We start from the raw sequence: 26,586 nt of genomic DNA, 5'->3' as shown, positions 1-26,586 counted from the left end.
GAGCTCGGTCCCGGGGATCCTCTAGAGTCCCGCCTCCGAACTGTCCGCTTCCGGAGTCACGCTCGTCGAGATCGGGCACGCCGAGCGCCGGCGGCTGCGGGGCGAGACCGACGCGGACGTGGCGGCGAAAGCGTCCTCGGCACTCAGCGAGGGCCTCACTCCCCTTCTCTGCGTGGGTGAGACGAGCCGGCAAGACCCGGATGCCGCGGCATCCGCGACGCTCGCACAGCTGCGCACGGCCCTCGCCGATGCTCCGGCGGCGCCCGTGGTGGTCGCCTACGAGCCCGTCTGGGCGATCGGCGCTCCCGAGCCGGCACCGACCGATCACATCCGCGTCGTCACCCGCGCCCTGCGCGCTGCGCTCGACGCCGATCCCGCGCGCGGAGGCTCCCGTGTCATCTACGGCGGCTCCGCCGGTCCCGGCCTGCTCACGCGACTGGACGGCGACGTCGACGGCGTGTTCCTCGGCCGCTTCGCGCACGACCCCGCGGCGCTCGCCGCCGTGGTCGACGAGGCGGCGGCCCTCACACGGACGTCGACACCGTGATCGGGCTCGGCACCTACGCGTTCTTCTGGCAGCACTCCGATCGCGCCCCGAAGCCACTCAGCCTCATCGACGCCTTCCACGCGACGCGCGCGCTCGATGTGGGACTGTTCCAGATCTGCGACTACGCGCCGTTGGAGGCCATGACGGATGCCGAGCTGCGCACCGCGGCCGGCGTCGCCCGCGAGCTGGGCCTGCGGATCCAGCTCGGAACCAAGGGCATCTCCCCCGCACATCTCGAGCGCTACCTCCGCCTCGCCGCGGTCTTCGAGGCGGACCTCGTGCGCACCATGGTCGGCGCACCCCACGCGCAGCCGTCGCCGTCCGAGGCCCGGGCGTGGCTGACGGCGACCGTGTCCTCGTACGAACAGGCGGGGGTCACGTTGGCGCTCGAGACGTACGAGCAGGTCGCGACCGATGATCTGGTGCGCCTCATCGACGATGTCGGCAGCGCGCACCTCGGCATCTGCCTCGATCCCGCCAACGTGGTCGCCCGGCTCGAGGATCCCCGCGCCTGCGTGGAGGCCGCGGCATCCGCCACGCGCAATGTGCACGTCAAGGACTTCGCGTTCAGCCGGCGCGACGGATGGGTGGGCTTCACCTACGCCGGCGCCCCGATGGGGACAGGACTGCACGACTACGCGCACCTGCGCGCCACCGTCCGCCCGGTCGAGCGCGGCATCGACGAGATCGTCGAGCACTGGCTGCCGTGGCAGGGCGACGCCGAGACCACCATCCGCACCGAGCGGGACTGGACCCGCACCACCCTGGAATACCTGAGGAGAACCCCGTGAGCCACACCATCGCCGTCTTCGGCGCCGGCGGCAAGATGGGCACGCGCGTGTCCGACAACCTCGTACGCACCGCCCACACGGTCCACTACGTCGAGACCTCGCCGGCCGGTCGCGAGCGCGTCCTCGCCGCGGGTCGCACGCTGTCCGACGCCGCCACTGCCGTCGTCGACGCCGACATCGTCGTGCTCGCCGTGCCCGATCTCGCTCTGGCGCCGGTGACCGCGGAGCTCGTGCCCCAGCTGCGACCGGGCACGATCGTCCTGACCCTCGACCCCGCCGCCGCCTATGCCGGGCTCCTGACGACGCGCGACGACATCGTGCAGGCGGTCGCGCACCCCTGTCATCCGTCGGTGTTCCTCCAGCGGCAGAGCGCCGAGGAATGGGCCGACACCTTCGGCGGCGTCGCCGCACCGCAGGACGCGATCGCCGCGATCGAGAGCGACGACCCGCAGAAGAGGGCGATCGTCGAGGACACGGTGCGGGCGATCTACGCACCCGTCGTGGACGTGCACTGGGTGAGCGTCAAGCAGCTCGCCCAGCTCGAGCCGACGCTTGTCGAGACGGTCGCCTGCATGATCGGCGCGCTCCTGAACGAGGCCCTGCATGAGGCGATCCACACGATGGGAGTTCCCGAGGCGGCGGCGCGCAGCATCCTGTACGGGCACACGCAGGTGGCGCTGGCCAATGGGCTCCGCGGCGACAACCCCTTCAGCGACGCCTGCCTCATCGCGATGGACTACGGTCGCGAGAGCATCATCAAAGATGACTGGAAGAAGATCTTCCGCGACGACGAGCTCGATAAGAACCTCGCGCGGATGCTCCACCTCGACCGCATCGAGCGCCCGCTCGCGCCGAAGAACTGAGGACCCCATGGGACAGCTGAACGACAAGACGGCCCTCATCACGGGTGGCGCGTTGGGTATCGGCCTGGCGGTCGCCACACGGTTCGCCCGGGAGGGAGCCCGCGTCATCCTCGCCGATCGCAACGGCGACGGGGCCGCCGAGGCAGCCGCGCGCATCGGCGCAGCTGCGCGAGCGCTGACGATGGACATCTCCGACGAGGCGTCGGTGGCCGCGGGGTTCGCGGAGGTGCACGCGGCCGGCTGGGCGCCCGATGTGGTCGTCGCCAACGCCGGCGTGCAACTCTTCGGCCACGACGCGCCCATCGCGGACCTCGACCTCGACGTCTGGCGCCGCACGATCGACGTCAACCTCACCGGCACCTTCCTGACGGTCAAGTACGCGGTCCGCTCGCTCCTGGCCCGCGGCGGCGGTTCGATCATCCTCACCGGCAGCCCGACGGCGGTCAACGGGGAGGGGAGGGACTTCACCGCGTACAGTGCGTCGAAGGCCGGCGTGCACGGCCTCGCGCGCACGGCGGCTGCGGCGTACGCCGGCACCGGCATCCGTGTGAACACCGTGCAGCCTGCGTACACCGAGACGCCGCTGGTGGCGGCCATCACCGACGATCCCGAGGCACGGGCCGCGATCGTCGAGCGCATCCCGATCGGACGGGCGGGCACCCCCGACGACGTCGCCGGCATCATGGTCTACCTCGCGTCCGACGACGGCGCTTTCGCGACGGGTGCGACGTTCCAGGTCGACGGGGGCATGACGTCGCTGTGACGGAGCAGTGGTGGGGTGAGGATCCGCGGCGCTGGAGCGCGGGGCGCTGGTCGCTGGACCTGCGCGGCGACGAGCTCGCCGACATCTCGGTCGACGGTGCGCTGGTCCTCCGGTCGGTGCGCGCCGTGGTCCGCGACCGCGACTGGAACACCGTTGCACTGGTCGTCGAACGCGTCCAGGAGCACGACGCGTCGCTCACGCTGCACGTGCGCTCGCGCGGTCACGGGTCCTCCTTCGTCGGCACGGTCCGCGTGCACGCGGCGGAATCCACGCTGACCGTCGCGTGCGATCTCGAGACGACGCAGCCCTTCGAGACGAATCGCACCGGACTCGTGGTCCTCCACCCGCCGACGGTGGCGGGTACCACGCTGTCGGTGACCCACACCGACGGCAGCGAGCAGTCGACGACGTTCCCCCGCGCGATCAGCCCCCACCAACCCGTTCTCGACATCGGCGCGCTGCGATGGACGCACGCCGGCCTCGCGGTCGAGGTCGTGTTCTCTGGCGACGTCTTCGAGATGGAAGACCAGCGCAACTGGACCGACGCCTCGTTCAAGACCTACAGCAGGCCGCTCGCTCTCCCGTTCCCGGTGCAGCTGGCCGCCGGCGCACGGATCACGCAGGCGGTGAGGGTGACGGCCCGGCGAGCGACGCCCGCACCCGCCGCGGAGGCCCCCGCCCCACAGACGGACGCGGTCGCTCTGATCACCGCCGGCCGCTTTCCGGAGATCGCCGTCGGGGCGGCCACGGGAGCCGATCCTGCACCCGAGCCACGCGCGGATGACGCGGTCGGATCACTCCCCGTGCTCGTCGAGCTCGATCTCGGATGGGCCGGCTGGCCGGCCGCGCTCGAGCGCGCGGCACGGTCGGGCGGACGCCTGGATGTGCGGCTGCTGCTGCCGTCCGCCTCGAAAGCGCGAGAAGCGACCGTGGACGCGCTGGATCGCGCCGTCGCCGCGCTCGCACACCACGATGTCTCCCGCCTCGGCGCCTTCTGGCTCGACGGCGATGCTGCCCAGCTCGCGGATCGGGAGGCGACGGCGCTGCTGCGCGCCGCACTCGCGCACCGCGGTCACCACGTCGCGGCGGCGACGGTGATCGGGGGCGTGCGGACGCACTTCACCCAGCTCAATCGCGAGCACCATCGCCTGGACGACACGGTCGACGGTCTCGCCTTCAGCCTCACACCCCTCTTCCACAGCACCGGAACCGCCCAGCTGATCGAGTCGCTCGGCATCCAGCGCCTCGTCGCCTCACAAGCCGTCGTTCTGGCGGCCGGAGTGCCCGTGCACATCGGCCCGGTCACGTTGCATCCGCGGGTGAACGACGTCGCGACGACGCCCGCGCCGTCTCCGGCGACGAGCGAGCTCACCCGCGGGTACGGAGCGGCTCTGGTCGCGCCGGACGACGCGCGCCAGCGCAGCGCGCCGATGGCCGCGTGGACGATCGCCTCCGCTGCGGCGCTGGCGGTGCCCGGTGTCGCAAGCCTGGCCTTCTTCGAGGAGTGGGGTCCGCGCGGCATCCGCGACGAGCGCGGCATCCCCTATCCCGTCGCCGCCGCCGTGCGCGCGCTCTCGGAGCTGTCCGGGCAGAGGCTGCTGTACGGAGGCAGTCGCGACGGGCTGCTGTGGGCGGTGGGCGCGGTCGACGACAGGGGTGCGGCCACGCTGCTTGCTGCGAATCTCGGCGACACCGACCGCACGCTCACGGTGCTCGGCGCGCGAGAGCGCACCCTGGCGGTGCCGGCGCAGAGGTGGGTGCGCAGCGTCGAGTGAGTCGCGCCCGCGCTCACGAGCCGGTCGAGGCCCGCACCACCAACTCCGGACGGAAGCGGACGGCGCGCGTCGCCGCGGGATCGTCGAGCGTCTCGAGCAGCAGCTCCACTGCGCTCGCCCCGATGCTCCGCGCGGGTTGGCGGATGGAGGAGAGGGGCACGACGGCCGTCGCCGCGAAATCGATGTCGTCGTAGCCGATGAGGGCGAGCTGCTCGGGGACGCGGATGCCGCCGAGGATCGCTGCCCCCTGCAGCAGCCCCACGGCGAGCAGATCGTTGGCGCAGAACACGGCGTCGGGCCGATCCGCGGGCGCTCGGGCGGCGAGCGCGTCGCCGACACGGCGTCCGGCGAGCACCGTGAGCGCGTCGACGTCGACGACCTCGAGCGTCGCATCCGAGACGGCGTCGAGCGCACGGCGTGCGCCGGCGAGTCGGTCGGCGACCTGCCGCACGTGGGCGGGCCCGCCGACGAAGGCCAGTCGACGCCGGCCGAGGGCCAGCAGGTGTGCCGCGGCGAGGAATCCGCCCTCGACGTCGTCGACGGCGACGGAAGGCACCCGCCGTTCGTGATCTTCCGCGTCGACGAGCACCACGGGGATTCCCGCGGCGCGCAGCCGCTCGATCGGCCACGCATCACGCGCGGTCGGCGTGAGGAGCACACCGTTGACGCGCTGCTCGCGGAACAGGTCGAGGTAGGCGTCCTCGCGGTCACGCAGATGATCACTGTTGCCCAACAGCACCGCGAGATCCTCGGCCGCGGCGCGCTCCTCGGCCCCGCGGGCGACCTCGGCGAAGAAGGGGTTCGCGGTGTCGAGCACGACGAGCCCGATCGCGCGGCTGCGCCCCACGCGCAGCTGGCGCGCCGCGTCGTTGCGCACGAATCCGAGACGCTCGATGGCGCTCTGCACCCGGGTCACGGTCTCGGCGGCGACCTTCTCGGGTCGGTTGAGCACGTTGGAGACTGTGCCCACCGAGACGCCCGCGGCGGCAGCGACCTCCTTCACACTGACGCCCATCTCCGCCCCTTGTCGATCTTGACGAATCGTTTCAACGACACTACCGTTTGAAACGATTCAATGCGCGTTCGAGAATCAGACGCCTGTCGAGAGAAGCCCGAGAATGACGACGCTGTCACCAGAGAACCTGTCCACCCTCGCCGCCCAGGCGATCGAGCTGCCCTCGTGGGCTTTCGGCAACTCGGGAACCCGCTTCCGGGTCTTCCCCACCCTCGGCACACCCCGCGATCCATTCGAGAAGATCGCGGATGCCGCGCAGGTGCACCGTCACACGGCGCTCGCACCGAGCGTCGCGCTGCACATCCCCTGGGACGCGGTCGAGGACTACGCTGCCCTGCGCCGCCACGCCGAAGACCACGGCGTGCGCCTGGGCACCGTCAACTCGAACACCTTCCAGGACGAGGACTACAAGTTCGGCGCGCTGACGCACCACGACGAACGCATCCGCCGCAAGGCGATCGACCATCACCTCGCGTGCATCGACATCATGGATGCCACGGGCTCGCGCGACCTGAAGATCTGGCTGGCCGAAGGATCCAACTACCCCGGCCAGAACGACATGCGGGACCGACAGGATCGCCTCCACGACTCGCTGCAGCAGATCTACGCACGCCTGGGCGACGAGCAGCGCCTCGTGTTGGAGTACAAGTTCTTCGAGCCGGCGTTCTACCACACCGACGTTCCCGACTGGGGCACCTCCTACGTGCAGGTGGCGGCCCTGGGCGAGAGGGCGATGGTCTGCCTCGACACCGGCCACCATGCCCCCGGCACCAACATCGAGTTCATCGTCATGCAGTTGCTGCGACTCGGACGACTCGGCTCCTTCGACTTCAACAGCCGCTTCTACGCAGACGACGACCTCATCGTCGGGGCGGCCGACCCCTTCCAGCTGTTCCGCATCCTCGTGGAGGTCATCCGCGGCGGCGGTCTGAACAATCCGGATGTCGCGTTCATGCTCGATCAGTGTCACAACATCGAGGACAAGATCCCGGGCCAGATCCGCTCGGTGCTCAACGTGCAGGAGATGACGGCGCGCGCACTCCTGCTCGACCGCGAGGCGCTGAGCGCCGCTCAGCAGAACGACGACGTGCTCGCTGCGAACGCGATCCTCATGGACGCGTTCCAGACGGATGTCCGGCCTCAGCTGGCCGCCTGGCGCGTGGAGCGGGGACTTCCCGCCGACCCGATGGCCGCCTACGCGGCATCCGGCTACGCGGAACGCAGTGCGGCCGAGCGCGTCGGCGGCGTGCAGGCGGGATGGGGTGCCTGAGATGACGAACCCCACCATCGCCGAACTCCTCGCCCGGAGCAACCGTCTGGGCGCCGACCCCGCGAACACGAACTACGCCGGCGGCAACACGTCCGCCAAGGGCACGGACATCGACCCGGTCACCGGAGCCCCCGTCGAACTGCTCTGGGTCAAAGGCTCCGGCGGCGACCTGGGCACGCTCACCGAGCCGGGACTGGCCGTGCTCCGCCTCGACCGCGTGCGCGCGCTCGTCGACGTGTACCCCGGCGTCGACCGCGAGGACGAGATGGTCGCCGCGTTCGACTACTGCCTCCACGGCAAGGGCGGCGCCGCCCCCTCGATCGACACGGCGATGCACGCGCTCGTGGATGCCGCCCACGTCGACCACCTGCACCCCGATGCGGGCATCGCGATCGCCACCGCCGCCGACGGCCCCGCGCTCACCCGCGCGATCTTCGGCGACGCGGTCGTCTGGGTGCCCTGGCGCCGTCCGGGCTTCCAGCTCGGGCTGGACATCGCAGCGATCAGGGCCGAGAACCCCCGGGCGATCGGCACGATCCTCGGCGGCCACGGCATCACCGCATGGGGCGAGACCAGCGCCGAGGCCGAGCGAAACTCCTCGACCATCATCGCGATGGCCGCCGCCTACCTCGCCGAACACGGCGATCCGGCTCCGTTCGGAGGAGTTCGGGACGGCTACCAGGCCCTTCCCCTCGCGCAGCGGCGTGCCCGCGCGGCGGCGCTCGCGCCCACCATCCGCGGCCTCGTCTCCAGCGATCGTCCGATGCTCGGTCACTTCACCGACAGCGACACCGTGCTGGAATTCCTCGCGTCCGAGGCGTCGCCACGCCTCGCAGCGTTGGGCACGAGCTGCCCCGACCACTTCCTGCGCACCAAGGTGAAGCCGCTGCTGCTGGACCTGCCCGCGACGGCATCCCTCGACGACCAGCTCGCCCGCCTGCACGAGCTGGTCGAGGACTACCGCGTCGACTACCGGGCGTACTACGACGCGCACGCCGACGCCGACAGTCCCGCGATGCGCGGCGCCGACCCGCTCATCGTGCTCGTGCCGGGGGTGGGGATGTTCTCCTACGGCGCGACGAAGCAGACGGCGCGAGTGGCGGGCGAGTTCTACGTCAACGCCATCAACGTCATGCGCGGCGCCGAGGCGGTCTCCACGTACACCCCGATCTCGGACGCCGAGAAGTTCCGCATCGAATACTGGGCCCTGGAGGAGGCCAAGCTCCAGCGGATGCCGAAGCCGAAGAGCCACCAGGGGCGCATCGCGTTCGTCACGGGCGCGGCCTCCGGCATCGGCAAAGCGATCGCCGCACGCCTGGCCGCCGAGGGTGCGTGCGTCGTGGTCGCCGACCTCGACCTCGAGAAGGCCCGGGCCGCCGCCGCGGAGCTGGGCGGGCCGGACGTGGCGATCGGCGTCGCGGCGAACGTGGCGGATGCCGAGGCCGTCCAGGCCGCGATCGACGAGACGATCCTCGCCTTCGGCGGCGTCGACCTCGTCGTCAACAATGCCGGTCTCTCGCTGTCGAAGCCGCTGCTGGAGACGACGGAGAAGGACTGGGACCTGCAGCACGACGTCATGGCCAAGGGCTCGTTCCTGGTGTCGAAGGCCGCCGCAGCGGCGCTCATCGCGCAGAGGATGGGCGGCGACGTCATCTACATCTCCTCGAAGAACTCCGTCTTCGCCGGACCGAACAACATCGCCTACTCGGCGACGAAAGCCGACCAGGCGCACCAGGTGCGTCTGCTCGCGGTCGAGCTGGGTGAACACGGGGTGCGGGTGAACGGCGTCAACCCCGACGGCGTGGTGCGCGGCTCCGGGATCTTCGCCGCGGGCTGGGGCGCGAACCGCGCGGCGACCTACGGGGTCAAGGAGGAGGATCTCGGCCAGTTCTACGCCAACCGCACGATCCTCAAGCGCGAGGTGGTGCCCGAGAACGTCGCCGACGCGGTCTTCGTGCTCACCGGACCCGAGCTGTCGCGCACCACGGGCCTGCACGTCCCGGTGGACTCCGGCGTCGCGGCCGCGTTCCTGCGATGATCCACACGCCACGCGCGGTCGCCGCGATCGATCTGGGCGCGACCAGCGGGCGCGTCGTGCTCGGGCGGGTCGGGCGCGGCATCCTCGACACCGAGACGGTGGCGCGGTTTCCCAACGATCCGATCCGCCTGGGCACGGGCCTGCACTGGGATGCCGCAGGGCTCTATGCCGCATCCGTGCACGGCCTGCGGGACGCCTTCCGCCGCGAACCGCAGATCGCGAGCATCGGGGTGGACTCGTGGGCCGTCGACTACGCGCTGCTGAGCGACGGGCGGCTGCTCGGCATCCCGTTCCACTACCGCGACGGGCGCACCGCCCGCGGCGTGGCGACGGTGGAGACCGCCATCGCACGCGACGAACTGTTCGCGCGCAACGGTCTTCAGTTCCTGCCGTTCACGACGGCGTACCAGCTGGCCGCCGAACCGCGGGAGCTGATGACGATCGCCGACACGGTCCTGCTGATGCCCGACCTCATCGCCTTCTGGCTCACCGGCGCTCGCCGCGCCGAGCTCACCAACGCATCGACGACGGGGCTGCTCGACGCGCGCAGGCGAACATGGGACGACGAGCTCGTGTCCGCTCTCGGACTGCCGCGTGCCGTACTGCCGCCGCTCATCGCTCCGGGCGAGCGGATCGGAGAGCTCCTCCCCCACGTCCACGCGAGTGTGGGCGGCACCGCGCCGGTCATCGCCGTGGGCTCGCACGACACGGCATCCGCGGTGGTCGCCGTGCCCATGCGGGCCGAGGCCGCGGCCTACATCTCGTGCGGAACCTGGGGGCTGGTCGGCGTCGAGGTCGCCCATCCGGTGCTGACTCCCGCGGTGCGCGCCGCGAACGTCACCAACGAGGGCGGCGTCGACGGGCGCGTGCGCCTGCTGCACAACGTCATGGGGCTGTGGATCCTCAGCGAGGCCGTCCGCGGCTGGTCGCGCGATGGCGGGGACGTCGAGCTGGCGACGCTGCTGGCCGCGGCGGCGCAGGTGCCGGCATCCGCCGCGCCCGTGTTCGACGTCGACGACCCCCGCTTCCTCGCCCCCGGCGACATGCCCGCGCGCATCGACGCGTGGTGCGATGAGAACGGTCTCGCCCCGCCGCGCACGCGCGCCGCGTACGTGCGCGCGATCGTCGAGTCGCTCGCGCAGGCCTTCGCGGATGCCGTCGCCACCACGTCCCGGCTGGGCGGCGTGGACGTGCGCACCGTCCACCTCGTCGGCGGCGGTGCACTCAATGAACTGCTGTGTCAGCGCACGGCCGATCGGTGCGGCGTGCCCGTCGTGGCGGGACCGGTCGAGGCGACCGCGCTCGGCAACGTCCTGATCCAGGCACGCGCGGCGGGCGTGATCGACGGAGAGCTCGAACAGCTGCGAGACCTCGTCGCGCGCACACAGGAGCTGCGCCGGTACGAGCCGCGGGCGTGATCAGTGCAGGGACGCGTCGGCGTCGGTGTGCAGCCACTCGGTGAACACGACCTCGAGGCCGGCGCGCGTCGGCGCGCACACCATCGGTCCCGCCTGCGCGTCGAGATCGCCGCGGAACGGCGCGACCCGCACCAGACGCAACGGCTCGCCGTCGACGCCGGCACGCACCGTGAGGGCATCCTCGCCACGGCTCACGCGCACGCGCAACGGCCGCCCGGCCCACTCCGGCACCGCCCCGACCGACCAGTCCGACATGACGTCGGTGACGACGGCGCCGACGCCGAGCACACCGTCGGCGTTCTCGACTCCGGCCTTCATCCAGCGCTCATCGTCGGCGCGCACGAACAGTCCCGCCTGATCGAACTGCGCTGTGAAGTCGGCCTCGAAGACGACCTCCATGGCCGTCCCGACCGGCAGCGGTGCGATCAGCGCGTGCTCGGTGTCGTGGATGAAGCCGTACGCCGTGCGGCGCCATGCGTCACTGCCTTCGACGGCGGTGACCACCAGCGCGCCGTCCCGCTCACTCACCGCGGCCGGCGGACTCGTCCACGTTCCGGCATCCCAGGCGACACGTTCTCTCATGAGACCATCCTGCCGTGCGCAGCCGCGACGGCCGCCTCGTCGGACGCACCGACGGGAAGGGTCAGCACCTCCACGCCGCGCGGGGCGACGCGCAGACCGTCTCCGGCATCGACGACGACCTCCTCGTCGGTGCGGTTGACGAGGAACACATGCCGACGCGCCTGACCGCGGCGGACGATCACCTCGAGACGACCTCCGGTCGCGAGCGGATCCGCCGCGAGCGCGTCGATGTCACCGGCGAGACGCTCGAGCAGGGCGCGGGCGCCCTCCCGACCGAGGTCGGCGGAGACGTAGGTCGCCGACCCGTCGCCGGCCCGGCGACGGGTGACGGCGGGCATCCCGGCGAGGTCGCCGGCCGCATAGGTGTCCAGCACCTCGACGTCGGCACCGACGCGGGCGATCCGCTCGCTCCAGTGCGCCGCCCGTTCCCCGGAGGCGAGCACGGCCTCCTCCTCGGGCAGAAGCGGCACGAACTCTTCGACCGTCACGCCGAGCACCTCGCGAAGCGCGCCGGGGTAGCCGCCCAGCCAGACCCGGTCGTGCTCGTCGACGATTCCGGAGAAGTACGTCGTCACGAGATGGCGGCCGCTGCGCACGACGGTCTCCAGCCGGGTGCGCAACGCATCGGGCACGACGTGCAGCATCGGCGCGATGACGACCTCGTAGTCGTCGAGGGATGCCGAGACGGGAACGACGTCGGCGCGCACGCCGAGGTCCAGCAGCGCGCGATACCAGGCCAGCGTCTCGTCGTCGTAGCGGATCGCGTCGGTGGGGTGCGAGTCGCGCCCGCTGACCCACCAGGACTCGTAGTCGAAGACGACCGCGACGCGTGCACGCTCCCGGTGCGAGCCGGTGACCTCCGACAGTTCCTGCAGACGTGCACCGAGCGCCACGACGTCACGGAACACGCGGCTGTGCTCGCCGGCGTGCGGCACCATGCCCGAGTGATACCGCTCGCCGCCGGCGCGGGACTGGCGCCACTGGAAGAAGCAGACCGCATCCGCCCCGTGCCCGACGTGGGTCAGCGCGTCGCGCAGCAGCACGCCCGGCCGCTTGGGCGGGTTCACCTCGCGCCAGTTGATCGCACTCGGCGCGTGCTCCATCAGGAACCAGGGCCGCCCCTCGGCGATGTTGCCGGTGAGGTTCGCCCAGAAGGAGAGGTCATCACGGCCGACCTCGCCAGGCCGCAGGTAGTGGTCGTTGGAGACGAAGTCGACATCCCCGGCCCACGAGGGGTAGTCGATGTCCCGAACGTTCTGCGCGACCATGAAGTTCGTCGTGAACGGGATGTCGGGCGTCACCTCGGCGAGCACGGCGGCCTCGGCGCGCAGGTGATCGCGCACCGCGTCCGACGAGAACCGCTCGAAGTCGAGCCGCTGGCCGGGGTTGCGGTGCGTGGGCGCGGTGCGCGGCGGCAGGATCTGATCCCACTCGGTGTAGTGCTGCGACCAGAAGGCCGTTCCCCAGGCGTCGTTGAGGGCGTCGAGCGTGCCGTAACGCTGCCGCAGCCACGCACGGAAGGCCCGGGCGGCGTCGTCGGAGTAGTCGTAGATGTTGTGGCAGCCCAGTTCGTTCGAGATGTGCCAGGCGATGATCGCAGGGTGATCGCCGTAGCGCTCTGCGAGGGCGCGCACCAGTCGCAGCGCGTGCTCGCGGAACACGGGCGAGGTGGGCCGCCAGTGCTGACGCGCACCCGGCCACAGCACGGTGCCGTCCTCGGTCTGCGGGAGGATCTCGGGATGCCGCTGCGACAGCCAGGCCGGAGGCGACGCCGTCGCCGTGGCAAGGTCGACGTCGATGCCGTTCTCGTGCAGCAGATCGATGACCTCGTCGAGCCAGGCGAAGTCGTACTCGCCCGGACGCGGCTCCAGCAGCGCCCACGAGAAGATCGCGAGTGACACGACGTTCACTCCGGCCTCGCGCATCAGACGCATGTCCTCAGCCCAGACGTCGCGCGACCACTGCTCTGGGTTGTAGTCGGCGCCGTAGCGCATGCGCCGCGCCCCCGTCGCGCCGTCTCGGACCCAGCGATACTCCCGTGCCTGCGTTGCCATGACGGCATCCTATATCGAATATCGTGCACATGCACGGTTTTTTCGGCGGGCGCCACGGTACGCTGTCATGCCATGACGACCCCGACTCCGGCTCGGCGCGGTCCGTACGCGAAGTCGGCCGAACGGCGCGCGGAGATCATCGCGTCGGCGACGGCGATCTTCAGCGCCCACGGCTACCGCGGAGGTTCCCTGCGTCAGATCGCCGCTGAACTGGGGCTCGGCCTGACGACGGTCATGCATCACTTCCCGACGAAGGTGTCGCTACTGGCAGCGGTCTTGGAGCAGGAGGATGCCGCAGATGCCGACTTCCTCGCACGCACCCGTCGCGACGGACTCATCCCGACCGTGCTGGGCATCGTCGAACGCAATCTCGACCGTCGCGAGCTGGTGCGCATGTTCTCCATCGTCTCGGCGGAGGCCACCTACCCTGGACACGAGGCGCACGACTGGCTGCGCCAGCGGTACGCGCGCGTCATCGCCGACTACGCCGGCGCGATCGCCGCCGATCGCGCCGCCGGAAGGATCGACCCGCCCGTCGGCGACGACACCGCTCTGGCCGCCCTGGTCATCACGGGGTGGGAGGGCGTTCAGATCCGCTGGCTCGCCGATGATTCGGACCCCGTGGCGGCCATGTCCCTGCTTCTGTCGAGTGCACTGCGACCACGGGCGGCATAATGGGCTTGTGCCTTCCGGCACGCTGAAGCCGAGAATCGAGGCCCCATGCCCTATCGCAACCAGGAAACGGTCGCCTCATGGGTGCGCGATTACCTCGAGGACCGCAACGTCGAGGCCTCCTCCGTATCGGTTCTCGAGAAGGACTTCACTCCGGGACCGGACTCCGGCCTCGTCGTCGTCGCCTTGAGCAACGCGTCCACGGTCACCTACATCCAGCCGGTCATCGCCGACGGCCACCCGCGGTGGATGGTGACGTTCGAGCCCCGGACCGAGAGTTTCGACCTCGATGCCACGGGCGTTGCGCGACTGTCAGCGGATCTGTCCGACCTCGCCGAGTTGTGCGGCTACCTGCAGGGACGCACCGAGCAGGCCATCGCCGAGGCAACCGCCGCCGGAGTCTGAGCATCGCGAGGCCCCTGGGATCTCGCGGTCTAGATCACGCGATCTAGATCAGAGGAGTCGTGAGGACGGCGGTCGCCAAGGCTCCCAGCGCGACGACACCGCTCACCGTTGCCGCTGTCTGCCACAGCACCTGCGCCCGCGGCGAGGACTCGACACCGGATTCGGGCCGCACCGCGTGCGCGGTGAACACCGCGCGCTGGGCCTCCGCAAGGCTCACGTAGCGGCCCACCGGGGTCGATCGCGAGTCGAAGCCGACGAAGTGACCGTCGGGCGTGGCCTCCACACAGCCCACGTAGTCGCCGGCACGCGAGGCGACGAAGAAGCCCTCGCTGACGCGAGCCCAGGTGACGCGCCCCGGCGACGCGGGAGCGATGATGCTCATGCGACGGCCGCCAGCTCCGCGCGCGACGGCGCGGTGGTCAGCGCACGCTCCATCACCACTCCAGCCGCCGAAGCCGCCGCCTGGGCGATCTCGTTCACCCGCGCGGGGTCGAGGCGAATCGGCTCCGCGTCGTCGAACTCGAAGCGCAGGGGAATCGCACTGTGCACCCACAGGGCGGTCCGTCCGTAGGCGGGCGAGGAGAACGTCAGGCTGAAGCCCTCCGACCGGCGCAGCTTCGTCATCGTCACCATCCGAAGGTGGGCGAGGTCGACATCGTCGATCTCGATGGCGTCGGCGCTGTTGCCGTAGTACATGCGTCCCATCGTGACTCCCTCCGTGTGGCGCGGTACGCCAGGTCTGTTACGAGAAAGGTTATTCCGTGGATAAGTAGTTAGTCAAGCGAGATAATTCATGAGCTATATTGGTGACACCGGACTTTTTCGGCGACGACTTCTTCTGGGAGGTGAGTGAGGTGACGACCGCACACACATCCGACACGGCCCCCGTGCTGGAAGCGCTCGCACGCTTTCGAGCGGCAGACGCGCAGATGCATCAGCGCGTGCGCACCCATGCCGCCCTGGGTGAGAACGAACTCCGCATTCTCCAGTACGTGCTGGCCTGCGACCGCGCGGGCACCGATGTCAAGCCGAGCGAGATCTCGCGCCACCTGGGCATCAGCTCGGCATCGACGACGGCGCTGCTCGATCGCTTGGAGCGGCTCGGCAGCGTTCAGCGCGTGAGCCACCCCACCGACCGTCGCAGCATCCTCATCGCACCGACCGAGCGCGCGGCAGCCGAGGTCGCCGCCCTCGTCGACGCGTTCGAGGACCGTGTCGCGCGCGCCATCGATCAGCTCTCCGACGACGGTCGCGCAGCAGTGCTGGCCTTCCTGGATGCGGCGACCGGCGCCGCCGACGATATCGCCGACCCCGCGGGCGCTCGCGACTACGCGTCGATGTGATCGACCGCGACGCGCATCGCGTCGAGGAAGTGGATGACGGTGTCGCGCTGGTCCTGATCCATCTCCCGCACGACCGCCATCATGCGCTCGTGCATGGCCGACAGGGTGTGACGCACCTCGTCGTCGGACTTCTCGCTCGATCGGATGAGGACGCTGCGGCGGTCGTCCGGATTGGGCGTGCGCGTGATGTGGCCCGATTTCTCGAGCCGATCCAGCAGCGCGGTCGTCGACGCTGACGTGATCCCGAGATAGCGGCTCAGGGTGACGGGCGTCACGTTCTCGCCGCGCATATGCGCGCGTGCGAGAAAGCGCAGCACGAGGAGCTCGTTCTCCCCCATGTCCATCGACTGCTGGGTCCTCCGCCGCATCGCGACCTCGGCAGCCCGGTAGGAGCGCATGGCCTCCATGACCGACGTCGAGCGCGCGTCCTCGTCCACGTACCAGTAGGACGGCGGCTGCTCGGCGGACGTGCTCATCGCAATATTGTGCCGCACCATCGTGCTCCGGTCCCAGATCGATGATGACGGTGGACAATCCTCGCCTCAGGCGCTATGTTCCTGATTGGGTTACTGATTGATAACCGAAATGAGGATGCCGTGTCGACGACGACGAACGGGTACCGCGAGCTCGTGGCGACGCTGCGCGAGGTGCGCGAGGAGGCCGCGCGGGGCGGCCCCGACAGCGCGCGCCAGCGGCACACCGCCCGCGGCAAACTCCTGGCTCGCGACAGGATCGACCTGCTGCTGGACCGCGGAAGCCCGTTCCTCGAGCTCGCCCCCCTCGCCGCGCACGGTCTCTACGGCGGCGACGCTCCCGCCGCCGGCGTCATCGCCGGCATCGGCCTCGTCCACGGGCGGCACGTGATGGTCGTCGCCAACGACGCCACCGTCAAAGGCGGCACGTACTATCCGATGACGGTGAAGAAGCACCTGCGCGCACAGGAGGTCGCGGCCGAGAATCGCCTCCCGTGCATCTACCTCGTCGACTCCGGCGGCGCGTTCCTGCCCCTCCAGGACGAGGTGTTCCCCGATCGCGAGCACTTCGGCCGCATCTTCTACAACCAGGCGCGGCTGTCGCGCGACGGCATCGCGCAGATCTCCGCGGTGATGGGCTCCTCGACCGCCGGCGGCGCCTACGTCCCGGCGATGAGCGACGAGACCGTGATCGTGCGCGACCAGGGCACGATCTTCCTCGGCGGTCCGCCTCTGGTCAAGGCCGCGACCGGCGAGGTCGTCACGGCGGAGGAACTCGGGGGCGGGGTGACGCACTCGCGCATCTCGGGTGTCACCGATCATCTCGCCGAGAACGATCATCACGCCCTTCAGATCGTTCGCGACATCGTCGAGACGCTGCCGCGCTGCGCCGCGCTGCCGTACGATCTCGGCCCGGCCGATCCGCCCGCGCACGACGCCGACACCCTCTACGACGTCGTCCCGGTCGAGCTGACCACTCCCTACGACGCGCGCGAGATCATCACACGGCTCGTCGACGGCAGCCGGTTCGCGGAGTTCAAGCAGGAGTACGGCGAGACCCTCGTCACCGGCTTCGCACACATCCACGGCCACCCGGTCGGCATCGTCGCCAACAACGGCGTCCTGTTCGCCGAATCGGCGATGAAGGGGGCGCACTTCATCGAATTGTGCGACCAACGCGGCATCCCGCTGCTGTTCCTCCAGAACATCACCGGTTTCATGGTGGGGCGCGAATACGAGCACGGCGGCATCGCCAAGCACGGCGCGAAGATGGTCAACGCCGTCGCCTGCGCCCGCGTGCCCAAGCTTACGGTCGTCGTGGGCGGGTCGTTCGGTGCCGGGACCTACTCCATGTGCGGTCGCGCCTACTCGCCGCGCTTCCTCTGGTTGTGGCCGGGAGCACGGGTGTCGGTCATGGGCGGCGCACAGGCGGCATCCGTGCTGTCCACCGTGCGGGGCGACCAGCTCAGCGCCGCCGGCAACGCCTGGACCGAGGAGGAGAAGGCGGCGTTCGAAGCGCCCATCCGCGACCAGTACGAACGCCAGGGCAGCCCCTACTACTCCACCGCGCGGCTCTGGGACGACGGCGTGATCGAGCCCGCGCAGACCCGCGACGTGCTCGGACTCGCCCTCGACGTCGTCTCCCGTGTCCCGATGACCGACGCCGGCTACGGCGTCTTCCGGATGTGATCGCATGACCACCATCACGAAGGTGCTCGTCGCCAACCGCGGCGAGATCGCCGTGCGCATCATCCGTACGCTCCGGAGCCTCGGCATCCGCTCGGTCGCCGTCTTCAGCGACGCCGACGCGGATGCCGTGCACGTCCGCCTCGCCGACGAGGCGGTGCGCCTCGGGCCCGCCCCCGCCGCCCAGAGCTACCTGTCCATCGAGCGCGTGCTGGATGCCGCGCGGCAGACGGGCGCGCAGGCCGTCCACCCCGGTCTCGGCTTCCTTGCCGAGAACGCCGCCTTCGCGAGCGCCTGCGCCGAAGCCGGCGTCGTCTTCATCGGCCCGAGCCCCGAGGCGATCGAGATCATGGGCGACAAGATCTCGGCCAAGCGGACGGTGGAAGCCCGGGGTGTGCCCACCGTGCCGGGTCTTGCGCGCGCCGGCCTCACCGACGCGGAGCTGATCGACGGCGCTGCCGGAGTCGGCTTCCCCGTCCTCATCAAGCCCTCCGCGGGCGGAGGCGGCAAAGGGATGCACGTCGTCGAGGAGGAGGCGCAGCTTCCGGCCGCGGTCGCCGCCGCCCGGCGCGAGGCGGCGGCGTCCTTCGGTGACGACACCCTGTTTCTGGAGCGCTACGTCACGACGCCACGGCACATCGAGGTGCAGGTGATCGCCGACTCCCACGGCAACATCGTGCACCTCGGCGAACGCGAGTGCTCGCTGCAGCGACGGCATCAGAAGGTCGTCGAGGAGGCTCCCTCTCCCCTGCTGGATGTCGCGACGCGTGCCCGCATCGGGGCCGCCGCATGCGAGACGGCGCGCAGCGTCGGGTACGTGGGCGCCGGCACCGTGGAGTTCATCGTCCCCGCGGACCGTCCGGACGAGTTCTTCTTCATGGAGATGAACACGCGCCTGCAGGTGGAACATCCCGTCACCGAACTGGTCGCCGGCCTCGACCTGGTGGAGCTGCAGCTGCGCATCGCGGCGGGCGAGGCGCTGCCGTTCCAGCAACAGGACGTGCGCCTGAACGGCCACGCCATCGAGGTGCGCGTCTACGCCGAGGATCCGCAAGCGGGGTTCCTGCCCACCGGCGGCCGGGTCGAACGGGTCGTGCACCCGTCGGGACCCGGCATCCGCGTGGACACCTCGCTCGAGGACGGCCTCGACGTTTCCACCGACTACGACCCGATGCTCGCGAAGCTCATCGCGTGGGCTCCGAACCGCGAAGAGGCGCGGCGTCGTCTCGTGGATGCCATCGCCGAGACCGCGATCTTCGGGTTCGAGACCAACCTCACCTTCCTGAAGCTGTTGCTCGAGCGGCCCGAAGTCATCGCCGGTGAGCTCGACACCGGGCTCATCGCCCGCGTCTTCGAGCACCTGCCCTTTCCGGAGACCTCGGAGCGCACCTTCGCGGAAGCCGCGCTCGTCATGCACGCACAGCCGACCGGCACCACCGCGACGGGTCCGACAGGACCCTGGGCGCGCGCCGACGGATGGCGCCTGGGCGCGGCGGCGGCGACCGTCTTCGATCTGGAGACACCGGCGCGCCGCGCTCGCGTCCGCGTGTGGGCGTCGCCGCTGCGCGTCGCGGTCGACGACGGCGACCCGCAAGCGGCCACCGTCGCTCTCGACGACGGCCGGGCGAGCGTCGGCATCGGCGGTCACGGGCGTTCCTTCCCGTTCGCGGCGGGATCGGGCGGGGTCTGGCTCCGTACTGACGCAGACGCGGTTCTCGTGCGCGAGCACCGCGCGACATATGGAGCGGACCGCACCGCCGACGCCTCCCCCACACTCACCTCCCCTCTCCCGGGCACGGTCGTCATGGTGGCGGTCGACGAGGGCGCCCATGTCGAGGTGGGCGACGCGATCGTCGCGGTGGAGGCGATGAAGATGGAGCATGTGCTGCGCGCAACGGTGGGCGGCACCGTGCGGCTGACCGTCGCCGCCGGCGATCAGGTCGCCCGCGGCGGCGTCGTGGCCACGATCGAGAGGGAAGACGCATGAGCGACGGCATCGCCGCGGCACGGATCGAGCAGCGGGGGCTCTATTTCGAGGAGTTCATCGAGGGGGCGCTCTACGTGCATGCCCCCGGGCGTACCGTCACGGAAGCCGACAACGTGCTGTTCACGACGCTCACCATGAACACGCAGTCGCTCCACCTCGACGCGGCGTGGGCTGCGGGCACCGAGTTCGGGGAGCGCCTCGTCAACAGCATGTTCACCCTGTCGACGCTGGTCGGCCTGTCGGTCGCCCAGCTCACGCAGGGAACGATCGTGGCGAACCTGGGCTTCGGCCAGGTGACGTTCCCGGCGCCGGTACGCGTCGGCGACACCCTCTACGCCGAGACGGTCGTCGTCGGCACCCGCCTCTCGTCGTCCCGACCGGGGCAGGGCATCGTGGAGTTCGCGCACACGATGCGCAACCAGCGCAGCGAAGTGGTGGCCACCGCAACGCGCACCACCCTCATGCGATGCCTGCCCGCCGCGGCGACGGGCGCGTGATCACCCCTCGACCAGAGCCCGGCGCGCCATCGCGGCGAGGATGCCGGCGGCCTCCTCGCCACCGGCGGGCACGCTGTGGGGCGTGGAGTTGAGCAGCCCGAAGACCCCGAGCAGCCGCGTCTCGCGTTCGGGCGCGCTCAGGCCGGGAACGGCGGTTGCGAGCACGGTGTCCCAGTCCTGCACGTATTCGCGCTGCAGCCGCCGTACGCGCTGGTTCGTCTCGGCATCGAGTCCGGCGAGCTCCCGGTCCTGGATGCGGATGATGTCGGGGGCGGCGGTCGCGAAGCCGATGTGGAACGCGATGAGCTCGTCCAGTGCGGCACGCGCCGCGGCGGCATCCGTCACCGGGCCGGCACCGAGGATCTCCCGAGCGCCCTGGAGCAGACGCTCGCTCGCGTCGAGAAGCAGCTCCGCCAGCAGCGCATCCTTGCTCCGGAAGTGCTTGTACAGGGCCGGGCCGCTCATCCCGACGGCTTCCCCGATCTCGACGGTGGTCACCGCCGCGAATCCGCGCCGGGCGAAGAGCGCGGCGGCCTCCGTGAGAAGGCGTGCTCGACGATCAGCCTTCTGCGAGCTGCGCCACGTCGTCACCGGTTCAGCCTAGCGAGCCGCTGCGCCGTCCCCGCGGAGGCGTCACGCTTCCCGGGTGATGGTGACCTTCACGTGCAGGTTGCTCTTGAACGGGCCGGCGTAGACGCCCCGCAGCGGCGGGATGTCGTTGTAGTCACGGCCGCGGCCGACCAGCACGTGCCGGTCACCGATCTCGGCGTTGTTCGTCGGGTCGAAGCCCTGCCAGCCGCCCGAGAACCACTCCACCCAGGCGTGCGACTCACCCGTCACGGGCACGCCGACCTCGGCATCCGGCTGCGGATGCAGGTACCCCGACACGTAGCGCGCGGGGATGCCGACTTCGCGCAGCGCCCCGAGGGTGATGTGGGTGATGTCCTGGCAGACCCCCTTGCGCTCCGCCCATGCCTCCGCACCGGTCGAATGCACCCCGGTGATGCCGTGCATGTACTCCATCGCGTCGCCTACGGCGGTCGCGATCTCCAGCGCCGCGCGGGCCGGTTCGTCGTGGCGGCCGGCGATGGTGCGCGCGAGCTCGGCGACCTCGGGGTGCGGACTGGTGCGGGTCGACTGCCCCAGCATCTCGACCGTGCCGATCGAGCGCACGCTCTCGGCAGCGAGCCGCTCCCAGCTCAGTTCGGGGAACTCGAGCGGACGCGGGCGCACCTCGACGAGAGAGCGTGCCGTGATCTCCAGCGCCCGGTGGCCGGCAAGCACGTCGAACGCGGCGACCCGGGTGCCGAAGTAGTCGAGGTAGTAGTTGACGCTCGTCGACGGATCGATGTCCAACTGCGAGCTCAGCACGAACTGACTGTCGGTGGAGATGGGCAGCATCCGCGCCTCGTTGTACGACGCCCCCACATCTCCTTGATAGGCGAAGCCGGTGGTGTGCTCGATGCGCAGCCGCATCATGATGTCTCTCCGATCCAGCTCGGCTCGGCGTGCGTGGGGAAGAAGCGCCCGCGGATGGCTTCCGAGGCCTCCCGCGTGACCTTCTGCACACGCTCCATGTGATCGGGCAGCTCGCTGAGGATCTCGCCGATCGGCCGGTACTCGAGGTCGTTGCGGATGCGTCCCAGCGCCCGCAGCACGGTGTTGGAATGGCCGACGCGGTCGGCGACCGGATCGATCTCCCGCATGCACGCTTCCGCCTGGGCGATCGAGTAGATGATCGAGCGCGGGAACAGCCGGTCCAGCAGCAGGAACTCAGCTGCGTTGGACGCGCTCGGCATCCCGCGGTAGGTGCGTAGATACGCCTCGTAGGCGCCGCAGGAGCGCAGGATCGTCGTCCACGACGGACCGGATGCCTCGGTCAGCGCGCGCGTCGCGAGAAGCCGTGCGGTCATGTCGGTGCGTTCGATCGCCCGCCCCAGCGTCAGGAACTGCCACGCCTCGTCCCGGCTCGTGGAGGAGTCGGTGATGCCGACGGCGAGCGCGGAGCGCTCCCGCACCCACTGGAAGAACTCGTGAACCTTCTCGTTGTGCAGGCGGCGCGGCATCCGCGAGTTGGTCGTGTTCAGGGTCTCCCACAGCTCCGTCGAGACGATCTCGCGCGCGCGGCGGGCGTTCTCCCGCGACGCCTGCACGGCGTAGGCGATGCTCGACGGATTGGCACGGTCGACGGCGAGGCTGGTCAGCACGTCGGAGCGGGTGACCTCGACCGTCGGCGGTGGCGGCACCGAGCCCATGACACCCATGAGCGAGCGGCACGCCGTGTCCTCGTCGATCCACGGGTCCTCCAGCAGCAGCTGGAGGTGCACGTCGAGGATGCGCGCGGTGCCGTCGCTGCGCTCGATGTAGCGCCCGATCCAGAACAGGCTCTCGGCGATGCGGCTCAGCATGGCGTCACCTCCGCATCCGCCCCCGCGGCACGCGCCGCACCCGCAGCATCCGCCGTATCCGCGCGTCCCCCTTGCAGCCCACCGTGTCCCACTTGTTGCACACCGTGTCCCACTTGCTGCACACCGTGTCCCACTTCTGGTCGCCCCAGGCCCTTGCAGACGACAGATTCTGGGACATGCGGGCGGGTGGATGCCGCGGCATCCCGCACCGGCGACTGTCGCCGCACCGCCGGCTGTCGCTTCACCTCCTGGGTGTCGCGGCCCTGCTGCTGCTGCTCCTGCTGCTCCTGCGTGCTCAGAGGACGATCCTGCGGGGAATGCGACTGCTCCCCCTGCGCGTCGTAGATGATCGGGATCGCCTCGGTGACCGAGGCCTGATCGGCGACCAGACCCGCCAGGCCGCCCGCGGTCTGCACGACGCGGTCACCGCGGTGGGGGGCGTCGCCGCCGACGATCCAGGTGTCCTTCGAGCCGCCACCCTGTGAGGAGTTGACGACGAGCTGCCCCTCCGGCAGGGCCACGCGCGTCAGGCCCCCGGGCAGCACCCAGACCTCGTCGCCGTTGTTGACCGCGAACGGACGGAGGTCCGCATGGCGCGGGCGCATCCCGTCCTCGACGAGGGTCGGGATGGTCGAGAGCATCACGACCGGTTGAGCGATCCACCCACGCGGGTCGCGGATGAGCTTCTTGCGCAGCTTCTCGAGCTCGGCAGGCGACGCGTCGGGGCCCACCACGAGGCCCTTTCCGCCCGAGCCGTCGACCGGCTTCACGACGAGCTCGTCCAGCCGGTCGAGCACCTCTTCGAGGGCGGCCGGCTCCTCCAGCCGCCACGTGTCCACGTTCTTGAGGATCGGCTCCTCCGCGAGGTAGTAGCGGATGAGGTCGGGCACGTACGTGTAGAGCAGCTTGTCGTCGGCCACCCCATTGCCCACGGCATTGGCGATCGTCACGTTGCCCAGCCGCGCGGCAAGCATGAGGCCGGGCGCTCCCAGCATCGAATCGGCGCGGAACTGCAGCGGGTCGAGGAAGTCATCGTCCACACGGCGGTAGATGACGTCGACGCGGCGCGGCCCGCGAGTGGTGCGCATGAAGACCTTGCCTCCGACGCACTGCAGGTCGCGCCCTTCGACGAGCTCGACGCCCATGAGGCGTGCGAGCAGCGTGTGCTCGAAGTAGGCCGAGTTGTACACACCCGGAGTGAGCACGACGACGTTCGGGTCGTCGATGCCGGGCGGGGCCGAGGCGCGAAGGGCCTGCAGCAGCTTGTTGGGGTAGTCGCCGACCGGGCGCACCCGCATCGAGACGAACAATTCGGGCAGCGTCTGGGCCATGACCCGGCGGTTGGAGATGACGTAGCTGACGCCGGACGGCACCCGCACGTTGTCTTCGAGAACCCGCATCTCGCCGTTCTCGTCGCGGATGAGGTCGATGCCGGCCACCTGGATGCGCACCCCGTTGGCCGAGTGGATGCCGGCGGCCTGGCGGTAGAAGTACTGGCTGGAGGCGATCAGCGCGGCCGGCAGCACGCCGTCGCGCACGCAGTGCTGGTGGCCGTAGGCGTCGTCGAGGAACGCCTCGAGGGCGCGCACGCGCTGCTGCACGCCCTTCTCGATCTTCGACCACTCGTCGTACTGGATCACACGGGGCACGGCGTCCAGCGGGAACGGACGCTCCTCTCCGGCGAAGTCGAAGGTCACGCCCTGCGCGAGGTACGAGCTGGCGAGCGACTCGGTGCGTCCGCGCAGCTCCTCCTGCGTCATCTTGGCGAGCGCCTGATACAGCTCGCGGTACGCCGGACGGGAGGTCGCTGCGGCGCCGGCGGAGGCGGGCGCGGCGAACATCTCGTCGAAGGCCGGAACGCCGGAGACGGTCTTGCGCGGAGCCAGCGTCGAGCCGTATCCGTCGAACAGGTCACCCATGCCATGAGCCTAGTCCGGGCCGTGTTTCCTGAGTGTGACGACGGATGCCGCGGCATCCGCCCGCGCGCCGTCCGCGGCGACTTAGGATCAGCGCATGCGTACGCGAGCACGGGCAGCCGCCGCCGGCGCGGCCTCCGCCGCCTTCGGTGTCGGGCTCGGCGAGCTTGCCGGCGCCCTCGTGGGGGCGAGTCCCATCGCCGCCGTCGGCGGGGCACTGATCGACCTCGCCCCGCCGTGGGGAAAGGACCTCGCGATCGCTCTGTTCGGCACCGGCGACAAGGCGGCGCTCGTCACCGCGGTCGCCATCGCGCTGCTGCTGATCGGAGCCGGCGCCGGTCTGCTCGCCCGCCGCTCGATGGGCGCCGCGCAGGCTCTCGTCGTCGTGCTGGGGCTGGTGGGCGCGGTGGCCGCCGTGTCACGGGCCGATGCCGCCGCGCTGGCCGTCGTGGCCCCCGCCGTGGGCGCCGGCGCCACGCTCCTCGCCCTGAGCCTGCTCGCGCCGCGCGCCGTGACCGCGTCCTCCGCCGACGATGCCGCGGGCACCTCCCGCCGCACCTTTCTCCTGTGGACCGCCGGCGCGGCGGCGACGGGCGCTCTGGCCGCCGTCGGCGGGTGGGCGCTGCAGACGGGGGCCCGTGCCGCGACCGCGGTTCGCGCGGCGATCACGCTTCCGCGCGCCACGAAGACGGTGAGCGTGCCGGCCGGCGCCGACCTCGGCATCCCGCAGCTCGCGCCGGTCATCACGCCCACGGGCGATTTCTACCGGATCGACACGGCGCTCGCGGTGCCGCAGATCGACCCGGCGACCTGGCGACTGCGTATCCACGGCAAGGTCGACACCGAGGTGGAGATCGGCTGGGACGAGTTGCTCGCCCTTCCCCTGGAAGAGAGCGTGACCACCCTCACGTGCGTCTCGAACGAGGTGGGCGGCGATCTGATCGGCACTGCGCGCTGGCTCGGCTACCCGATCCGACACCTGCTGTCGCGGGCCGGCGTGCAGGCGGATGCCGACATGGTGCTCTCGACGTCGATCGACGGCTTCACGGCCGGCACCCCGCTGGAGGCGCTCACCGACGAGCGCAATGCGATCCTCGCCGTCGGGATGAACGGTGAGCCGCTTCCGCTCGCCCACGGCTTCCCCGTGCGGATGGTCGTGCCGGGCTTGTACGGCTATGTGTCGGCGACGAAGTGGGTGACCGACCTGGAGGTCACCCGTTTCTCCGATGCGCAGGGGTACTGGACGCCGCGCGGGTGGTCGGAGCGGGGCCCGATCAAGCTCGCCAGCCGCATCGACGTCCCCCGGCGGGGCGACACGGTCGCGGCCGGCGACACGGTGATCGCCGGCGTCGCCTGGCAGCAGCACGTGGGCGTTCGCGGTGTGCAGGTGCAGATCGACGGCGGCGAGTGGCAGGACGCGACGCTCGCGACCGCCATCTCGGCCGACACCTGGGTGCAGTGGTCGCTCCCGTGGCGGGCGACGGCGGGACAGCACACGATCGTGGCCCGCGCGATCGGCATCGACGGGCAGCCGCAGACGCAGACGGTCGCCCCACCGGCGCCGGACGGCGCGACCGGGTGGCCGCGGGTCTCGGTCTCCGTGGCCTGAGGCCGGGCGGGGCTCAGCCCTCGAGGACGAGCCGTAGCTGCTCGATCGCCCAGTCCAGCTCGGTGGCCCGGACCACGAGCGGCGGAGCGATGCGGATCGTCTGGCCGTGCGTGTCTTTCACGAGAACCCCCCGCGCGAGCAGCCGCTCGGCGATCTCGCGTCCCGTCCCCCGTGTCGGATCGATGTCGACGCCCGCCCAGAGCCCCGCGACGCGGATCGCGGTGACGCCATTGCCGACAAGGGGCTCGAGGGTGGCCTCCAGGTGCGCACCGAGCGCGGTGGCGCGCGCCTGGAACTCGCCCGATGCCAGCATCTGCACCACCTGGGCACCGATGGCCGCCGCGAGCGGGTTGCCCCCGAACGTGGACCCGTGCTCGCCGGGACGGATGACCCCGAGGACGTCGCGGTCGGCGACCGCCGCCGACAGGGGCACGATCCCGCCGCCGAGCGCCTTACCGAGCAGGTACACGTCGG

The 26,586-nt window shown here is 70.7% G+C and carries 26 protein-coding genes; 15 read left to right on the top strand and 11 right to left on the bottom strand.

Annotated elements, in window-relative coordinates; all coding sequences use genetic code 11:
• Window positions 1-40 precede the first annotated feature (40 nt).
• The 5 genes from I5I_RS06010 to I5I_RS05990 are packed head-to-tail and all read left to right on the top strand — an operon-like array spanning window position 41 to window position 4,739.
• A complete protein-coding gene (locus I5I_RS06010) occupies window positions 41-547 on the top strand; it encodes a triose-phosphate isomerase (protein ID WP_083867957.1) in 507 nt (168 codons plus the stop codon).
• Window positions 544-1,338 carry a sugar phosphate isomerase/epimerase family protein gene (locus tag I5I_RS06005; RefSeq protein WP_036317601.1) on the top strand — a complete coding sequence of 265 codons (795 nt, stop codon included), beginning with the start codon at window positions 544-546 and terminating at the stop codon, window positions 1,336-1,338. The genes I5I_RS06010 and I5I_RS06005 overlap by 4 nt, the downstream gene beginning before the upstream one ends.
• Entirely contained in the window at window positions 1,335-2,201 is an 867-nt protein-coding gene (locus I5I_RS06000; protein WP_083867956.1) for a phosphogluconate dehydrogenase C-terminal domain-containing protein, read from the top strand. Before I5I_RS06005 ends, I5I_RS06000 begins: the two co-directional genes overlap by 4 nt.
• Before the next feature lie 7 nt (window positions 2,202-2,208).
• Window positions 2,209-2,964 carry an SDR family NAD(P)-dependent oxidoreductase gene (locus tag I5I_RS05995; protein WP_036317599.1) on the top strand — a complete coding sequence of 252 codons (756 nt, stop codon included), beginning with the start codon at window positions 2,209-2,211 and terminating at the stop codon, window positions 2,962-2,964.
• Window positions 2,961-4,739, top strand: a complete 1,779-nt coding sequence (locus I5I_RS05990; protein WP_051039502.1) for a hypothetical protein — start codon at window positions 2,961-2,963, stop codon at window positions 4,737-4,739. Before I5I_RS05995 ends, I5I_RS05990 begins: the two co-directional genes overlap by 4 nt.
• Before the next feature lie 13 nt (window positions 4,740-4,752).
• On the opposite strand, the gene I5I_RS05985 is transcribed toward I5I_RS05990, so the two are convergent.
• A complete protein-coding gene (locus tag I5I_RS05985; RefSeq protein WP_036317598.1) occupies window positions 4,753-5,754 on the bottom strand; it encodes a LacI family DNA-binding transcriptional regulator in 1,002 nt (333 codons plus the stop codon).
• A gap of 103 nt (window positions 5,755-5,857) precedes the next feature.
• On the opposite strand from I5I_RS05985, the gene rhaI reads away from it, so the two are divergent.
• The 3 genes from rhaI to I5I_RS05970 are packed head-to-tail and all read left to right on the top strand — an operon-like array spanning window position 5,858 to window position 10,480.
• Window positions 5,858-7,024, top strand: a complete 1,167-nt coding sequence (gene rhaI, locus I5I_RS05980; RefSeq protein ID WP_036317596.1) for an L-rhamnose isomerase — start codon at window positions 5,858-5,860, stop codon at window positions 7,022-7,024.
• Window position 7,025: 1 nt separating this feature from the next.
• Window positions 7,026-9,062 carry a bifunctional rhamnulose-1-phosphate aldolase/short-chain dehydrogenase gene (locus tag I5I_RS05975; RefSeq protein ID WP_036317594.1) on the top strand — a complete coding sequence of 679 codons (2,037 nt, stop codon included), beginning with the start codon at window positions 7,026-7,028 and terminating at the stop codon, window positions 9,060-9,062.
• Window positions 9,059-10,480 carry a rhamnulokinase gene (locus I5I_RS05970; protein ID WP_036317591.1) on the top strand — a complete coding sequence of 474 codons (1,422 nt, stop codon included), beginning with the start codon at window positions 9,059-9,061 and terminating at the stop codon, window positions 10,478-10,480. Before I5I_RS05975 ends, I5I_RS05970 begins: the two co-directional genes overlap by 4 nt.
• Here I5I_RS05970 and I5I_RS05965 read toward each other — a convergent pair whose 3' ends face one another.
• Window positions 10,481-11,062: a DUF1349 domain-containing protein gene (locus tag I5I_RS05965; RefSeq protein WP_036317580.1), complete on the bottom strand. Its 582-nt coding sequence runs from the start codon at window positions 11,060-11,062 to the stop codon at window positions 10,481-10,483.
• Window positions 11,059-13,116, bottom strand: a complete 2,058-nt coding sequence (locus tag I5I_RS05960) for a beta-galactosidase (protein ID WP_036317579.1) — start codon at window positions 13,114-13,116, stop codon at window positions 11,059-11,061. The genes I5I_RS05965 and I5I_RS05960 overlap by 4 nt, the downstream gene beginning before the upstream one ends.
• A 72-nt stretch (window positions 13,117-13,188) precedes the next feature.
• On the opposite strand from I5I_RS05960, the gene I5I_RS05955 reads away from it, so the two are divergent.
• Together I5I_RS05955 and I5I_RS05950 are read left to right on the top strand one after the other, a co-directional pair.
• Window positions 13,189-13,791: a TetR/AcrR family transcriptional regulator gene (locus tag I5I_RS05955; protein ID WP_005047701.1), complete on the top strand. Its 603-nt coding sequence runs from the start codon at window positions 13,189-13,191 to the stop codon at window positions 13,789-13,791.
• Window positions 13,792-13,836: 45 nt separating this feature from the next.
• Window positions 13,837-14,193: a hypothetical protein gene (locus I5I_RS05950; RefSeq protein WP_005047703.1), complete on the top strand. Its 357-nt coding sequence runs from the start codon at window positions 13,837-13,839 to the stop codon at window positions 14,191-14,193.
• Window positions 14,194-14,236: 43 nt separating this feature from the next.
• On the opposite strand, the gene I5I_RS05945 is transcribed toward I5I_RS05950, so the two are convergent.
• Both I5I_RS05945 and I5I_RS05940 read right to left on the bottom strand, forming a co-directional pair.
• On the bottom strand, window positions 14,237-14,575 hold the full coding sequence (locus I5I_RS05945; protein WP_005047706.1) for a hypothetical protein: 339 nt from the start codon (window positions 14,573-14,575) through the stop codon (window positions 14,237-14,239).
• Entirely contained in the window at window positions 14,572-14,898 is a 327-nt protein-coding gene (locus I5I_RS05940; protein ID WP_036317578.1) for a DUF7882 family protein, read from the bottom strand. The genes I5I_RS05945 and I5I_RS05940 overlap by 4 nt, the downstream gene beginning before the upstream one ends.
• A gap of 101 nt (window positions 14,899-14,999) precedes the next feature.
• Between I5I_RS05940 and I5I_RS05935 the strand changes: the two genes are divergently transcribed.
• Complete coding sequence (locus I5I_RS05935) at window positions 15,000-15,536, top strand: MarR family winged helix-turn-helix transcriptional regulator (protein ID WP_036317577.1); 537 nt, start codon at window positions 15,000-15,002, stop codon at window positions 15,534-15,536.
• Here the strand turns inward: I5I_RS05935 and I5I_RS05930 are convergent.
• On the bottom strand, window positions 15,521-16,012 hold the full coding sequence (locus I5I_RS05930; protein WP_036317576.1) for a MarR family winged helix-turn-helix transcriptional regulator: 492 nt from the start codon (window positions 16,010-16,012) through the stop codon (window positions 15,521-15,523). The two genes, I5I_RS05935 and I5I_RS05930, sit on opposite strands and share 16 nt — an antisense overlap.
• A 75-nt stretch (window positions 16,013-16,087) precedes the next feature.
• On the opposite strand from I5I_RS05930, the gene I5I_RS05925 reads away from it, so the two are divergent.
• Genes I5I_RS05925 through I5I_RS05915 form a run of 3 tightly spaced genes read left to right on the top strand, consistent with a single transcriptional unit; the run spans window position 16,088 to window position 20,179 of the window.
• Complete coding sequence (locus I5I_RS05925; protein WP_083867954.1) at window positions 16,088-17,698, top strand: carboxyl transferase domain-containing protein; 1,611 nt, start codon at window positions 16,088-16,090, stop codon at window positions 17,696-17,698.
• A 4-nt stretch (window positions 17,699-17,702) separates the two neighbouring features.
• Complete coding sequence (locus I5I_RS05920; protein WP_036317572.1) at window positions 17,703-19,682, top strand: ATP-binding protein; 1,980 nt, start codon at window positions 17,703-17,705, stop codon at window positions 19,680-19,682.
• On the top strand, window positions 19,679-20,179 hold the full coding sequence (locus I5I_RS05915; RefSeq protein WP_036317571.1) for a MaoC family dehydratase: 501 nt from the start codon (window positions 19,679-19,681) through the stop codon (window positions 20,177-20,179). The genes I5I_RS05920 and I5I_RS05915 overlap by 4 nt, the downstream gene beginning before the upstream one ends.
• On the opposite strand, the gene I5I_RS05910 is transcribed toward I5I_RS05915, so the two are convergent.
• The 4 genes from I5I_RS05910 to I5I_RS05895 are packed head-to-tail and all read right to left on the bottom strand — an operon-like array spanning window position 20,180 to window position 24,506.
• A complete protein-coding gene (locus I5I_RS05910; protein ID WP_036317570.1) occupies window positions 20,180-20,770 on the bottom strand; it encodes a TetR/AcrR family transcriptional regulator in 591 nt (196 codons plus the stop codon).
• Window positions 20,771-20,812: 42 nt separating this feature from the next.
• A complete protein-coding gene (locus I5I_RS05905) occupies window positions 20,813-21,658 on the bottom strand; it encodes a transglutaminase family protein (protein ID WP_036317569.1) in 846 nt (281 codons plus the stop codon).
• Entirely contained in the window at window positions 21,655-22,587 is a 933-nt protein-coding gene (locus I5I_RS05900) for an alpha-E domain-containing protein (protein WP_005047726.1), read from the bottom strand. The genes I5I_RS05905 and I5I_RS05900 overlap by 4 nt, the downstream gene beginning before the upstream one ends.
• Complete coding sequence (locus I5I_RS05895; RefSeq protein ID WP_239640034.1) at window positions 22,581-24,506, bottom strand: circularly permuted type 2 ATP-grasp protein; 1,926 nt, start codon at window positions 24,504-24,506, stop codon at window positions 22,581-22,583. The genes I5I_RS05900 and I5I_RS05895 overlap by 7 nt, the downstream gene beginning before the upstream one ends.
• Window positions 24,507-24,600: 94 nt before the next feature.
• Between I5I_RS05895 and I5I_RS05890 the strand changes: the two genes are divergently transcribed.
• On the top strand, window positions 24,601-26,112 hold the full coding sequence (locus I5I_RS05890) for a molybdopterin-dependent oxidoreductase (RefSeq protein ID WP_036317566.1): 1,512 nt from the start codon (window positions 24,601-24,603) through the stop codon (window positions 26,110-26,112).
• Window positions 26,113-26,125: 13 nt separating this feature from the next.
• Here the strand turns inward: I5I_RS05890 and I5I_RS05885 are convergent.
• Window positions 26,126-26,586: aminotransferase class III-fold pyridoxal phosphate-dependent enzyme (locus I5I_RS05885; RefSeq protein WP_036317564.1), on the bottom strand; the 461-nt coding region annotated here is incomplete at its 5' end.

The sequence above is a fragment of the Microbacterium sp. B24 genome (genome assembly GCF_000333415.1).
Taxonomy (GTDB): Bacteria; Actinomycetota; Actinomycetes; order Actinomycetales; family Microbacteriaceae; genus Microbacterium.
The sequence above is the reverse complement of the archived record's forward strand: the minus strand, read 5'-3'. Positions and strand labels throughout refer to the sequence as shown.